This is a genomic window from Wenyingzhuangia aestuarii, assembly GCF_011927765.1.
Classification (GTDB): Bacteria; Bacteroidota; Bacteroidia; order Flavobacteriales; family Flavobacteriaceae; genus Wenyingzhuangia; species Wenyingzhuangia aestuarii.
Genome location: NZ_JAATJG010000002.1, coordinates 147910 through 163137, shown reverse-complemented (window position 1 = coordinate 163137; position 15228 = coordinate 147910). Strand labels below are relative to the sequence as shown.

The window sequence follows — 15228 nt, the reverse complement described above, 5'->3', positions numbered from 1 at the left end:
ATGACTAACAACAGAACCTTTACAATGATTAAACCTGATGCAATTGCTCAGGGTAACACTGGGGCTATTATTCAGAAAATAACCAATTCTGGCTTTAAAATAGTAGCTTTAAAATTAACCAAACTATCTCCTGAAAAAGCTGCTGAATTTTATGCAATCCATAAAGACAAAAAGTTTTTTCAAGAATTAATAGACTTTATGATTAGCGGTCCAATTATCGCGGCCATTTTAGAGAAAAAAAATGCTGTAGAAGATTTTAGAGCTTTAATTGGTGCTACGGTTGATCCTGCCGAAGGAACCATTAGAAACTTATATGCTACTTCAATTTCTAACAATGCTATACACGGTTCTGACAGCGATGAAAATGCAGTTATAGAAAGTACTTTCCATTTTAACGAAAATGAAATTATTCAATACTAACAACACATCCTTTTTTTAGACACTCTAAACAAAAACATTCAACCTTTGTTTCTCTAAAAAGAGTATTTGTTATCCTATAAAACACTGTTTACTATTTACTTTGTAACACAACAAACAAATAGTAAACATGTTATTTTTTCTTAAACATTTAAAGTTCCCTTTATTTCTTTTCTGCATGATGATTGTATCATGTAGTAAAAAGAACACTTCTGACATCAACTTTATTCCCCCTCCTAGTACAGAAGAAAATCAACCTGATGAAACAGAAGAAGACACAGCTCCTTCTCCAGATCAGCCTTATTTTTTAAGCACCGAAAATCCTACACCTACTGACAAAACATGGGTAAAAGTAGAAACACTTTCTGACGAATTTAACAGCACTACTTTTGATGATGATAAATGGCACAGAAACCCAGCTACCGATGGATTTAGTTGGTACGGTAGACCTCCTGCTTTATTTGAAGCTGAAAATGTGAGCGTAAGTGATGGAAATTTAAATGTAACCACTGTAAAATATGACACACCAAAAAACGTAAGAAATATAAATTGGACTCACGGAGGAGCAATTATTAGATCTAAAACAACTGCAAAACATGGATTGTATTACGAATGTAGAATGAAAGCAAACAAAACTGTTATGTCTTCTACCTTTTGGATTGCATTTAAACAAAACTGCGACAATGGTCCTATTAGAAAACTAGAACTAGATATTCAAGAATGTGTAGGTCGTGTACATAGCAATACCCATTCTTGGGCTAGCGGCTGGGATAAAATTTACCACTCAAATACAATTAGACACAACAGAAGTTGTGACATAGGTGAAGAAACCAGAGCATCTGGAAGTATTAAATTAACAGAAACAAACAATAGTAGATTTTTTGTATATGGATGTTGGTGGAAATCTCCCACTGAAATTTTATTCTATCTAGACGGTAAACACGTTTATTCTATTACTCCCACAACAGATTTTGATTTAGAAGGTTACATTACCATGGCTATAGAAACTTACGATTGGAACCCAATTGACCCAGAGGGAAGTATTTTTGAAACGGGCTCTTTTGATGATTTAACCACCAAATACGATTGGGTTAGAACTTGGAAGTTAGAAGATAAATAACACACTCTTTTTATCCCCAGTACTCCAAAGGTAATTCTATGTTTTCAATCTATTTTTTGAAACATAGAATTGCCTTTTCAAAACAAATTATTGATATTAAAATTGTTACAGACACAATATACCTAAAGCTATTTTCTAATAAAATTAAAAACCTTTTACCTTATTCAGAAATTAAAAAAGATGTAATTAGTATAATTAACAGCTTATTTTAATGATCATCATTAACTACAACCTAACAGAAATATTCCCAATTAATTATCTGTTTTAAGAGCTACATTAAGCGACTTAGCCTTAAAAAGAATATTTTTTAAGTTTAATACCACTCATAAAGTTTCTGCACAAGGTAATTTAGTACTAATAATTAGTAAAGAACATTTTGGAAGAAAATACAGTTATTTTATAAGTTACCTAGAGTATAAAACGTAACAACTCCTGAACATATTATTACAATACAGACAGTTACACCTTAAACAACAAAAAAAGACTACTAAAAAGTTTAATTTCTAAGAATCCAAAACAAAACTTTTTTTTCTTAAAATGCACTAATTTAAATATTAGTGCATTCTTTGTTTATACCTATTTAAAAACGACATTTCTATCCTTTTTTTTTATTAAATTACAATTGCTATTAAAAACAAAAATACCCCCCTACTAAAAATGAGAAAATTTACTGTAAAACAAGTTACCCTATTTATATTCTCAATATGCCTCATTCTATGCATGACGGTTAACTTATACATTATAAACCAAACAAAATCGGTTATATCTAATTTTACACAAGTGGACCTAAAGCAAAATCAGCTTAGAAAAATAAACAAACTCTTAACTTTAAACACAGGACTTACATATAATCTTCAAAACTATATTAAAACCTCTAATAATGCTTGGTTAGAAAGCTACACCAGTAATAGAGCTTCTTTTAACAATACATTTGGTCAAATTACAGACATCAGCCCTCTTCAAGATAGTATTGCAACTATTATTCTTAATTTAGAAAAGAAAGCACTTCTAAAAAACAATTTAAACAAAAAACAAGAAGCATTAGCTATTCTAGAAAGTGATTCTTACATAAATTATAAAAAAACATTTTTTGATCAAATTGAAGAAACTCAAATTAACAACAACATTGCCACAGACCAGCTAATTAACACCAACAGTCAAACACTTAATACTGCCAAGAAAAAGATTACGTTTTTTATATACACAAGATATTTTATTCTAATTATTTTATTGACTTTAGGCTATTATATATATGTATCATTTCACAAAATAAAAAAGCTAAATGCTGAAATTTTAATTTCTGAAAACAAACACAGAAATACAATTTTAAATTTACTAGAAGGGTTTTACACAGCAACCATTGACGGAGAAATTCTAAGTTACAATCATGAGTTTGAAAACATTCTAGGCTTAACTCCACATAAAAATTACTCAAAACTATTCATCTCAGATTTTTGGGGTAATGATGAAGAAAGAAGCAAACTAACCCATCATTTAAAAGAGTACGGCTATATTAAAAACTACGTTATTACAGCAAAAAAAATAAATGGAGAGCCACTTACTGTAATGATTAATGCACAAACCTTTCAGGACGATACGGAATCTCCTTTAAGAATTGAAGGAACACTTCTTGACATTACCCCACAAAAAGAAGCAGAAATTAAACTTAAAGAAAGTCAAGAAGGTTACAAAAAGCTAATGGACTCTTCTATACAAGGTTTAATTAGAATAAAATTTAAAGAAACGTTTAAAATAGGATTTTCAAGAGAAGAGAAATTTCAATTTATTAAAGACAACTCTTACATTGCTGAGTGTAACGACATTCTAGCTCAATTTTACGGATTTAACAATGCCAATGAATTACTAAACAAACCCCTAACCTATATTTGGGATGATGAAGAAACAATGACATACATGATTGATCTTTATATTAGTAATAATTACGAATGGAAAAACTTAAGAACCGAAGAAGCTACAGCAGCTGGAGAGGTTAAATACTTTTTAAACAATTTAATTAGCCTATACAAAAACGAAACAGAAATAGAAGGATGCTGGGTGTCTACAACAGATATTACAGAACAAGTAGTTGCTGAGGAAAAAATAAAAATTAGCGAAGAAAGAAATAACCTAGCCCTTACCGTTAACAACGATGGTTATTTTGACTGGGACATTCCAACAGGCAAAGTTTATTTTGATGCTCGTTACTACACCATGGCCGGATACGAGCCTAATGAGTTTAGCGGAAGCTTTAAAGAGTGGGAAAAAAGAGTTCACAGAGACGATTTTTTAAACGTACAAACCAAAACAGAAGATTTTCTAGCCGGTAAAACAGATTCTTATGATGAAGAATTTAGATTCCTACAAAAAAACGGGGAATGGATGTGGGTTCGCTCTAGAATTAAAATTTTTGAGCATGACGAAAGCGGAAAAGCGATAAGGCTTATTGGTACACATACCGATATTACCAATCAAAAAATAGCAGAAAATGCGTTAAAAGATAATGAGCAAAAATTTAAAAGCTTAATTAAACACGCACCCGATGCTATCTATTTACATGATATTGAAGGAAATATACTAGACACCAATATAAAAGCTACTAGAGATCTTAATTATAGCATTGATGAGATTAAAAAGTTAACAATCTTTGATGTTGATAAAAATATTGCATCCAAAGATGAAATTTACAAAGCTTGGAATAGTATTAGCCCAGAAACATCAACCAGCTTTGTTGCGCAACACCAAAGAAAAGACGGAACTGTTTTTCCTGTAGAAGTTAAACTTAGTGTCTTTTATGATAAAGGAAAAAAACTATTTTTAGCTTTTGTTAGAGATATTAGTGACCGAAAAAAAATAGAAGAAGAAAAAAACAAGCTAACTCAGGCCATTGACCAAAGCCCAATCTGTATCATTATTACAAATACAGATGGAATTATAGAATATGTAAATCCATTTTTCGAAAAAACAACAGGTTACTCTATACAAGAAACCATAGGTAAAAGTCCTAAAATTTTAAACTCGGGTTACCACAGTAAAGAGTACTATAAAGAAATGTGGAGTAAATTACTAAGCGGAGAAAGCTGGTATGGTGAGTTTAGAAACAAAAAGAAAAACGGTGATTTGTATTGGGAAAACGTAAACATAGCTCCAGTTAAAAACTCCGAAAATAAAATAACTCACTTTATTGCTTTAAAAGAAGATATAACCGAAAAGAAAAAAATATTAAGTGATTTAGAAGAAGCTAAAAACAAAGCTGAAGAAGCAGACAGATTAAAAACTGCTTTCTTAGCTTCTATGAGTCATGAAATTAGAACACCTTTAAACTCTATTGTTGGATTTTCTACCATTATTGCAGAAGAAACAAAAAGTGAAGATTTTAAAGAATTTTCTGGAATTATTCACGACCAGAGTGAAGTCTTACTTAGACTTATTGATGATTTAATCGATTTTGCAAGAATAGAATCTGAAACTATTGAGATTAAGCCTACTTTATTTGACTTAAACTCTTTGCTAAAAAGTTTACATACCATTTTTGAACATAAATGTTGTGAAGATGTAACCTTAATTATGGATCCTCAATATTCTAAAATCCTAATCTCATCAGATAAAAACAGATTAAAACAGATTTTTATAAATCTTATTACCAATGCTTTAAAATTCACCAACAAAGGATCAATCACCTTTGGTTACTATGTAGACAACAACTCTAATGTTACCTGTTTTGTAAAAGACACAGGTATAGGTATACCTAAAAACCAACACGATAAAGTTTTTGAAAGATTCACAAAACTAAATGAATTTGCACAAGGTACAGGACTTGGACTTTCTATTATCAAAAAGATTATCAATTTAATGGATGGAACCATTGAACTTGAATCTGAAGCTAATAAAGGGGCTACATTTAAATTTCATATTCCTTTTGAAATAAAAGAAGTGGACGACAGCCAAGTGGATGAGATCCCTTTAAAAATTGTTTCTAAAAACAAATCAAACTTTACCATTCTAGTAGCAGAAGACAATGAAAGTAACTTCTTTTATATTGAACAAATATTAAAAAACGAAGACTACAATATTATTAGAGCACGTAACGGACAATTAGCTGTTGATATTTGTGAGAACAACAAAGACATAGATTTGATTTTAATGGATATTAAAATGCCTGTTTTAGATGGTTGGGATGCTTGTGTACAAATAAAGAAAACAAACCCGTTAATCCCTGTTATTGCACAAACAGCACATGCGCTTACAGACGATATTGAAAAAGCCAATAAATTAAATTTTGATGGATATATACCTAAACCTTTAGACAAAGAATTACTGCTAAAGCTTATTAATAAGTTTAGAAAATAATATGCTACTTACAGAAACAAAAAAAGCCATCTACAATAGATGGCTCTTTTTGTTTTGAATATTGAACGAATTAATTCGCTATATCACTAATAAACTTAATCCTCATTAAACGTAATTCTTCATCGTCATAATCACCATCAAATTCATCTAAAGCATCTTTAATACTATCTGTTTCAGCCTCCATAAAATAATCATGAAGTTCTTCTTGCTGATCCTCGTCTAAGATATCTTCTAAGTAATAATCTATATTTAATTTGGTTCCAGAATACACAATAGATTCAATTTCTTTAATCAAATCATTCATCTCTAAACCTTTTGCACTAGCAATATCTTCTAAAGGTAATTTTCTATCTGTATTCTGAATAATATATAGTTTTAACCCTGATTTTTCTCCAGTAGTTTTCACCACCAAATCATCTGGCTTTTCTATATTATTCTCTTTAACATATTTATCAATTAAATCAACAAACTCTTTACCAAACTTTTTAGCTTTCCCATCTCCTACTCCATGAATATTAGATAACTCTTCTATAGTGGTTGGATATTTTAAAGTCATATCTTCCAAAGAAGGATCTTGAAAAATAGCATAAGGAGGAATTCCTTTCTTTTTTCCTACCGATTTTCTTAACGACTTTAATAAACCCATTAATTGAGCATCGGTGGTAACGGCTGCTTTGTTTTTCGCATTGGCTATAATCACAGCTCTATCATCTTCATCTACATAAATATGATCTTCTGTCATTAAAAAAGAAGTTGGATTTTCTAAAAAGTCCAATCCTTTAGGAGTTAATTTTACCACTCCGTATTGTTCTATTTCTTTGCGTAAAAAACCACCTACTAAAGTTTGACGAATTAAAGCTGTCCAATATTGATTGTCTTTGTCTTTACCTATTCCAAAGAAATCTCTTTCGTTGGTTTTATGAGATATTAACATGGCATTGGCCTTCCCTAATAAGGTAGCCACAATATCTTTGGTTTTGTACTTTTCTTTAGAACCACTAATCACCTTTAACAAGGCTACAACACTATCTTTAGCTTCTGTCTGCTTCTTAGGATTTTTAGTATTATCATCCATTTTGGCACCCAATCCGTTTACAGGATCAAACTCTTCTCCAAAATAATGTAACAAATACTGTCTTCTACTAATAGAAGTTTCAGCATAACCCACAACTTCTTGCAACAATGCATGTCCTAATTCTTGCTCTGCAATAGGTTTGTTGGCCATAAATTTCTCTAACTTTTCTATGTCTTTATAAGCATAAAAAGCCAAACAAATTCCTTCACCATCATCACGACCAGCTCTACCTGTTTCTTGATAATAACTTTCTAAACTTTTAGGAATATCGTGGTGAATTACAAAACGTACATCCGGTTTATCAATCCCCATTCCAAAAGCAATGGTAGCCACAATTACATCTACATCTTCCATTAGAAACATGTCTTGATGTTTAGCTCTTGTTTTGGCATCTAAACCTGCATGATAAGGCAAAGCCGAAATTCCGTTTACCTGAAGCGTTTGTGCAAGTTCTTCAACTTTTTTTCTACTCAAACAATAAATCACACCCGACTTTCCTGAGTGTTGTTTTATAAATCGAATAATATCACTAGCAACTTCTTTGGTTTTAGGTCGTACTTCATAAAACAAATTCGGTCTATTAAAAGATGCTTTAAAAGTATTGGCATTGTTCATAGCCAATGTTTTAATAATATCTTCTTGTACCTTAGGAGTTGCCGTGGCGGTTAAACCAATAATAGGCACATCTCCAATACGTTGAATAATTCTTCTTAAGTTTCTGTACTCTGGCCTAAAATCGTGTCCCCACTCTGAAATACAATGTGCTTCATCAATCGCAAAAAAAGAGATATCCTGTTCTTTTAAAAAGTCAACATATTCATCTTTGGTTAAAGACTCTGGTGCTACATACAATAACTTTGTAACTCCATTTGCTATATCCGTTTTTACTCTATTAATTTCCGTTTTATTTAACGACGAATTTAAAACATGAGCAACTCCATAGTCATCAGATATACCACGAATGGCATCTACCTGATTTTTCATTAACGCAATTAACGGCGAAACCACAATAGCAGTTCCACTTTGCATTAATGCTGGAAGTTGATAACAAAGTGATTTTCCACCACCTGTAGGCATGATTACGAACGTATCATTCCCTTCTACAATGCTTCTTACGACACCCTCCTGTAAACCCTTAAATTTGTTGAAGCCAAAATACTTTTTTAGCGGCCCGTACAAATCAATTTTATCTTGATTCATAATAATAGTATGCTAATTTTAAATACATTTGCAATTAAAGATATAACTTTTTTCAGTAAAAATTACAGCCTTGAATAACGATATACTTTCTATTGCCAAGAAAACTATTGAACTAGAAAGCAATGCTATTGCTAATTTAACCAATTTAATTGATTCTAATTTTGAAAATGCCATAAAATGTATTCTTAAAAGTACAGGACGGTTAATTATAACCGGTATTGGTAAAAGCGCAGCCATTGCTACCAAAATTGTAGCCACTTTAAATTCTACAGGTACTCCTTCTATTTTTATGCATGCAGCCGATGCTATACATGGAGATTTAGGAATTATACAGGATAACGATGTGGTAATTTGTATTTCTAAAAGTGGAAACACTCCAGAAATTAAAGTGTTAATTCCACTTATTAAAAGAAACAACAATCCTATTATAGCTATTACGGGAAATAAAGATTCTTTTTTAGGAACCCAAGCAACTTATACCTTAAACACTTTTGTAGAAAAAGAAGCGTGTCCTAATAACTTAGCACCTACCACAAGTACCACGGCTCAGTTAGTCATGGGAGATGCTATTGCGGTTACTTTGTTAGAATTAAATCAATTTACAAGTAAAGATTTTGCCAAATACCACCCGGGAGGTGCTTTGGGTAAAAAATTATATTTACGTGTAAGCGATTTGGTAGAGAAAAATGAAGCTCCACAAGTTGCTATCAACACCAGTGTAAAAGATGCTTTGTTAGAAATTTCTAACAAACGTTTGGGAGCAACTGCTGTTTTAGACAATAATCAATTGGTTGGAATTATAACCGATGGAGATATTAGACGAATGTTGAACAAAAGTGATGACTTTTTATTACTTACGTCAAAAGATATTATGTCTACAACTCCTAAAACAATAAACATTGATGCCATGGCTATTGAAGCAATGGACACGATGGAAACTAATAATATTTCTCAACTAATTGTGATTGATGAACACAACAATTACAAAGGAATTATTCATATTCACGATTTAATTAAAGAAGGTATTTTCTAAACTATGGAAGAGAAAAATGAAATGTCTTTTTTGGACCATGTAGAAGAGTTAAGATGGCACTTGGTAAGATCTACCATATGTGTATTAATCTTTACTATTATCTTATTTGTATTTCAAAAGCAAGTATACAATCAGTTTTTATTAGCCCACTTACAACCCGATTTTATTACTTATCAATGGTTTTGTGATTTATTTACAAAAATGGGATTGGAAAGCAGTTTTTGTAATATTAGCTTTAATGCTAAGCTACAAAGTTTAGCACCTACCAATCAGTTAATGAATGCCTTGTGGTCTAGTTTTATACTGGGTCTTATTTTGTCTTTCCCTTATATTATTTGGGAAATGATGCGTTTTATTATGCCTGGTTTAACTCCCAAAGAACGACAAAAAAGTAAAGGTTTTATTGTAATTGCAACGCTGTTATTAATCATAGGATTGTCTTTTAGCTATTTTATTATAGCTCCCATGTCTGTCTATTTCTTTTACAATTACCAGATTACAGATTTAATTGTAAACAACTTTCAATTTGACAGTTATATAGGTTTAATTACAAACACTTTACTAGGTGTTTCTGTGGTATTTGAATTGCCTTTGGTTGTGTATTTTTTAACAAAATTTGGGTTGATTACTCCAGAGTTTTTAAAAACTTACAGAAAACACGCTTTGGTACTGGTTTTGATAGTTTCTGCTATTATTACCCCCCCAGATGTTGCGAGTCAGATTATTGTAGCTATCCCTATCTTAATTCTTTACGAAATTAGTATTTGGGTATCTAAAGTAATTGTTAAAAAACAAGATAAACTCTAGTTTATGATTTTAAGAGCTGATAATATTCAGAAATTATACGGAAGTAGAAAAGTTGTAAAAGGAATTTCACTACAAGTAGAACAAGGTGAAATTATTGGATTGTTAGGACCTAATGGTGCTGGTAAGACCACTTCTTTTTACATGATTGTAGGAATGGTAAAACCTAACGAAGGTCATATTTACTTAGACGACAAAGAAATTACCGATTATGCTATGTATAAACGTGCACAACATGGTATTGGTTATTTAGCTCAGGAAGCTTCTGTATTTAGAAAATTAACAGTAGAAGAAAACATCCTTTCTGTTTTACAGTTTACAGATAGAACCAAAGCACAGCAAAAACAAAAACTAGAAGAATTAATAGAAGAATTTAGTTTAGGACACGTAAGAACTAACAGAGGAGATTTATTGTCTGGAGGAGAAAGACGTAGAACCGAAATAGCTAGATGTTTAGCATCGGATCCTAAATTTATTTTGTTAGATGAACCTTTTGCTGGGGTAGATCCTATTGCGGTAGAAGATATTCAATCTATTGTAGCTACTTTAAAAGACAAAAACATTGGTATTTTAATTACCGATCACGATGTACAGGCAACTTTAGCCATTACAGACAAAACCTACTTAATGTACCAAGGAAGTATTCTAAAAAGTGGAACTCCGCAAGAACTAGCCGATGACGAAATGGTTCGTAGAGTTTACTTAGGAGAAAGTTTTGTATTAAAAGAAAATAGATTTAAGAAGAAGTAAAAATTACTTCTTCTTATTATTTAGGGTGGATAGTAACAAGTACATTAAAATAATTGCGGGAATTGCAGCTAACTTAATTACAACTATCAAAACTATAGATAATAGTAAGAATATATACTTTAGCTTATTTTCTGCAAAAGCAAAGGTTTTAAACTTTAAAGCAAACAATTCAATATTTGCATTTAGCATATAACAACTCAATACCGTTACCAATAACAATACATACTGATTATCTACAATATAACTAATGTATTGATATTCTGGATACACATGCATTAGAGGTAAAGAAAGAATAAACAAGGTATTAGCAGGTGTTGGTAAACCTACAAAGTTTTCAGTCTGATTTTCATCAATATTAAAGTTAGCCAATCGGTAACAAGAAGCTAGCGTTATTGAGAAACCTACCATCGCTAAAAAAGGAAAATTTTCAAAGCCATCTATATAAGTTAATGGCTCACTATTCCCCGATTTTAATAACATTTGCACCATTACAATTCCAGGTACTACTCCACTCGTAACCATATCTGCCAAAGAATCTAATTGTTTTCCTAATTCACTTTGAACATGTAACAAACGAGCAGCAAATCCATCAAAAAAATCAAAAAGAATTCCCAACATTACAAACAAAACAGCAGACTGAATTTGATTGTTAACTGCATATACTACTGCCAAACATCCTGATAATAAATTTAACAAGGTTAACAGATTGGGAATAAACTTAAAAATTTTCATATTATATTCACTTTTTATACAACTGCAAATCTAAACATAGTTTTGTGTAACTAAATAAAATAAGTTAATTTAAATTTGTCTTCTATTCTTAAAGTTGAAACAATATATTTGTATACTTTTAAGTTATTATTGAAACTAAACCTCTTTTGAAGAAATATTACATACTAACCCTAGTACTAATTACAACCTTAACAACTCAAGCTCAGTTGGTTCGTAGCTATTCCAATGAATTTTTAAACATTGGTGTTGGTGCTAAAGCCATGGCTATGGGAAAATCTGTATCTTCTTTTGTTACTGGAGTAGAAGCTGGTTATTGGAACCCTGCAGGAATTATTACGGTACAAGATTTTGAATTTGCAGCCATGCACAATTCACTTTTTAATGGAATTGGTAGTTATGATTATTTTGGTGCAGCTTTGCCTGTAGAAAGAGATGAAGTAGCTATAAGTATTTCTATTATAAGACTAGGAGTTGATAACATTTTAAACACAACCAATTTAATAGATAGCAACGGAAACATAAACTATAACAATGTTTCTGCTTTTTCTAGTGCGGATGTTGCTGCTATTTTTAGTTTGGCAAAAGCTTTTCCTAAATTGCATTTAAACGTTGGAGTAAACGGAAAAATAATCCGAAGAAATATTGGTGGTTTTGCACAAGCAAATGGTTTTGGTTTTGACATTGGTGCTCAATACCAATGGAAAGCAATTAAATTAGGAGCTGTCATACGTGATGTAACCACTACTTTTACAGCATGGACTGTTGATGATGCTATTTTTGATGCTATTGCAAATGCACAAACTCAAGAAGCTGGACAAAATCAAATCGCTCCAGATAAATATGAATTAACACTTCCTAAATTTCAGATAGGAGCTTCTTATTCAGGACAACTAAATGAAAAATATTCTTTATTAGCTTCTATTGATTTGATTGGTAGATTTATAGAAACAAACGATTTATTTTCATCTAAATACGCTAGTTTTTCTCCTAACTTAGGATTGGAATTAGGGTATAAAAACAGAACCTATTTTAGAGCTGGTTTAGGTAATATTCAAAGAGAAATAGATTTTGACTATTCAGAAACTGTGACTTTAGAACCTAGTTTGGGAATGGGAATTATATTTAAAAAAATTCACCTAGATTATGCGTTAACAAACGTTGGAGCTAGTTCTGGAGTTAACTACTCTAACATCTTTTCTATAAAAATAGAACTTAACGAAATGAGATAATGAAATCATTATACATCCTATTCTTTTTTACACTTTCTTTATTTGCACAAAAAAAAACTCAACTATCTCCTAAGGCAGAAATCAGCATTTTAACCTGTGCTCCTGGTCAGAATGAATTGTATTCATCATTTGGACACAGTGCTATTAGAGTAAAAGATACTGCCAACAATTTAGATAGAGTTTACAACTACGGAACTTTTGATTTTAACACTCCTAATTTTTATTTAAAATTTTGTCAAGGGAAGTTGTTATATCAACTAAGTAGTTATGAATTTAAATACTTTCCTTATACCTATTACAAAGAAAATAGATGGGTAAAAGCACAAACCTTAAACTTAACAAAAGAGCAAAACCAGAAAGTATTTGACTATTTGGAATGGAATGCTTTGCCAGAAAACAAAGATTATCAGTATGACTTTTTCTACGATAATTGTGCTACCAAAATGCACGAAGTTATAGAAAAAAGTATTGGTAAAGTGGATTTTGATTATACAGACTTCCCTAAAGATTTAACCCATAGAGAACTTATTCATTTATACTTGGTACCAAACTCTTGGGCTAAGTTTGGTATTGATTTGGCTTTAGGCTCTGTAATAGACAAAAAAGCGAGTTTAAAGCAATATATGTTTTTACCGGATTATGTTTACAGCGGGTTTAAAAACAGTCGTTTAAATGGATCTAAACTTATTGAAAAAGAAAATTATGTTTTGCCAGATTACAATCTAAAAAGCAGCAAAACAAACTTTTTTGTAAGTCCGTTATTTATAGCTTTACTCCTTTTTAGTTTTACTTTGTTTAGTCTTGTAAAAAAGAAAAAAGCTTGGATTTCTACACTAAGCCTTTTATATGGAATTCTTGGATTGGTTGTGTTTAGCTTATGGTTTTTAACAGAGCACAGCACTACTAAAATGAATATGAATATTTTATGGGCTAGTCCGTTATTATTTCTATTTCCTTTTATTAAAAACAGCTTAAAAACAATAGTAAGCTATATGGGAATCCTACAATTTATAGCTTTCTTAATTATTGGATTCGTTGGTTTTCAACAATTCAATACAAGCATTTATATATTAGCAATCACCATTGCTAGCATCTATATAAACCAAATTTTACTGACCTTTAAAGTATAAAACGGTGTTAATGGTTTTAATTACAATTTTAAAATCTAAATACAAACTTCTAGTTTTAATATAATACAAGTCGTATCTCAATTTTTTTTGTTGCTCTTCTATAGTAGCTGCATAAGGATACATAACTTGTGCCCAACCTGTTAATCCTGGTTTAATTACGTTTCTAATTCCGTATAAAGGAATTTCTTTTTCCAATTCTTTAACAAACTCAGGTCTTTCTGGTCTTGGTCCAATTAAACTCATTTCTCCTTTTAAAATATTCCAAAACTGAGGAATTTCATCTAGCCTGGTTTTTCTTAAAAACTTACCAAAGCGAGTAATTCTACTATCATTTTTAACAGCCCATTGTGCTCCATTTTTTTCAGCACCATTTACCATACTTCTCAACTTCACAATTTTAAATATTTTTCCTTTTCTACCCACTCGTTCTTGTGCGTAAAAAAGAGGTCCTCTATTACCTGCTAAATTTCCTAATAAAACCAAGGGTAAAAACAATAGTAACGAGGCTAAACCAATAATTCCTGCAACTATATCTATAAGTCTTAAAACCGCTAAATAAAGTCGATTCTCATGGTTTTCACTAAAATTAAAATATTTATAAAAGTATTGAGTTAAGTTGTTTTCTGGCACACACTGTGTAATTCTTTCTATGTAATCCTCATAATTAACAATATTAATTCCTTGCTCAAAAACACGTGCTAATTTCTGATTTAAAATACCAATACTTTCTTCAGAAAACCCGGTTAATGATATTACTAATTCTTTCACATCATTATTTTCTATCACTCTGTTTAAATCCGTAGTTTCAACATCTAAAAAACTATTATTGTTCTCAAGTGGTTCTTCTGATATATAGCCAACAATAGCATTATCTCTAGCATAAGTTCCTGCATGAAAATACATATCAGTTAAAACTTCTTTATTCCCTCCAACCAATAATATATGCTTGTAAAACTGTCTTTTAGAAATTGTGAAAATGTAAATATTTCTCCATAAAAAAACAGATAGAAAAATGGTAGCATAAAAAATTAGAATATCTATTCTATTAGAAGGAAGAACTGGAGTTAATATTGGAGTATATAAATATAATAAAGAGCACACACAGGTAGTTATAAACAAATTTCTAACGGTCTGAAACCTACTTGCAGAATCCCTTAAACTGTACATTTGAAAAACCTGTGCACAGACCAAATAATACACCATTAAAACAATGGTGTTTATAGATATTGGAGCATGTAATAAGTTTAAATATTTAAAATTTAAGAATAAACTAGAAAGCATCAACCCCACTCCAATAAACAGAACATCTATAATTCTAAGTAAGACAATTCTTTCTGATAAATACAATTTTGTTTTTAAAGCCATACTTAACTAAATATTATCGGGTAAAT

General features: G+C 30.9%; 11 protein-coding genes. 8 read left to right on the top strand and 3 right to left on the bottom strand.

From position 1 onward, the window contains the following. The 3 genes from ndk to GGR97_RS02635 all read left to right on the top strand — a co-directional run bounded on the left by ndk (position 1) and on the right by GGR97_RS02635 (position 5884). Positions 1–420, top strand: coding sequence for a nucleoside-diphosphate kinase (gene ndk / locus GGR97_RS02645; protein ID WP_167897034.1), 420 nt, complete (start codon positions 1–3; stop codon positions 418–420). 175 nt (positions 421–595) lie between these two features. Next, complete coding sequence (locus GGR97_RS02640) at positions 596–1537, top strand: LamG domain-containing protein (protein ID WP_209272309.1); 942 nt, start codon at positions 596–598, stop codon at positions 1535–1537. Positions 1538–2194: 657 nt separating this feature from the next. Then, positions 2195–5884 carry a PAS domain S-box protein gene (locus GGR97_RS02635; protein ID WP_167896873.1) on the top strand — a complete coding sequence of 1230 codons (3690 nt, stop codon included), beginning with the start codon at positions 2195–2197 and terminating at the stop codon, positions 5882–5884. 70 nt (positions 5885–5954) lie between these two features. Here the strand turns inward: GGR97_RS02635 and GGR97_RS02630 are convergent, their stop codons facing one another. Next, complete coding sequence (locus GGR97_RS02630; protein ID WP_209272308.1) at positions 5955–8159, bottom strand: ATP-dependent DNA helicase RecQ; 2205 nt, start codon at positions 8157–8159, stop codon at positions 5955–5957. Between the two features lie 70 nt (positions 8160–8229). Between GGR97_RS02630 and GGR97_RS02625 the strand changes: the two genes are divergently transcribed. The 3 genes from GGR97_RS02625 to lptB are packed head-to-tail and all read left to right on the top strand — an operon-like array spanning position 8230 to position 10746. Next, the gene (locus tag GGR97_RS02625) at positions 8230–9192 is read left to right on the top strand and encodes a KpsF/GutQ family sugar-phosphate isomerase (RefSeq protein WP_167896872.1); all 963 of its coding nucleotides are present in this window, start codon (positions 8230–8232) and stop codon (positions 9190–9192) included. Positions 9193–9195: 3 nt separating this feature from the next. After that, entirely contained in the window at positions 9196–9999 is an 804-nt protein-coding gene (gene tatC, locus GGR97_RS02620) for a twin-arginine translocase subunit TatC (RefSeq protein WP_167896871.1), read from the top strand. Between the two features lie 3 nt (positions 10000–10002). Next, complete coding sequence (lptB, locus tag GGR97_RS02615) at positions 10003–10746, top strand: LPS export ABC transporter ATP-binding protein (protein ID WP_167896870.1); 744 nt, start codon at positions 10003–10005, stop codon at positions 10744–10746. A 3-nt stretch (positions 10747–10749) separates the two neighbouring features. Here lptB and GGR97_RS02610 read toward each other — a convergent pair whose 3' ends face one another. Further along, positions 10750–11478, bottom strand: a complete 729-nt coding sequence (locus GGR97_RS02610) for a CDP-alcohol phosphatidyltransferase family protein (RefSeq protein WP_167896869.1) — start codon at positions 11476–11478, stop codon at positions 10750–10752. A gap of 146 nt (positions 11479–11624) precedes the next feature. On the opposite strand from GGR97_RS02610, the gene GGR97_RS02605 reads away from it, so the two are divergent. Together GGR97_RS02605 and GGR97_RS02600 are read left to right on the top strand one after the other, a co-directional pair. Then, positions 11625–12707 (top strand): putative type IX sorting system protein PorV2, encoded by a 1083-nt coding sequence (locus GGR97_RS02605; protein WP_167896868.1) that lies wholly within the window; start codon positions 11625–11627, stop codon positions 12705–12707. Next, positions 12707–13837 carry a lipoprotein N-acyltransferase Lnb domain-containing protein gene (locus GGR97_RS02600; RefSeq protein ID WP_167896867.1) on the top strand — a complete coding sequence of 377 codons (1131 nt, stop codon included), beginning with the start codon at positions 12707–12709 and terminating at the stop codon, positions 13835–13837. The genes GGR97_RS02605 and GGR97_RS02600 overlap by 1 nt, the downstream gene beginning before the upstream one ends. Here GGR97_RS02600 and GGR97_RS02595 read toward each other — a convergent pair. Beyond that, a complete protein-coding gene (locus GGR97_RS02595) occupies positions 13817–15202 on the bottom strand; it encodes an exopolysaccharide biosynthesis polyprenyl glycosylphosphotransferase (protein WP_167896866.1) in 1386 nt (461 codons plus the stop codon). The genes GGR97_RS02600 and GGR97_RS02595 overlap by 21 nt on opposite strands. Between the last annotated feature and the right edge of the window lie 26 nt (positions 15203–15228).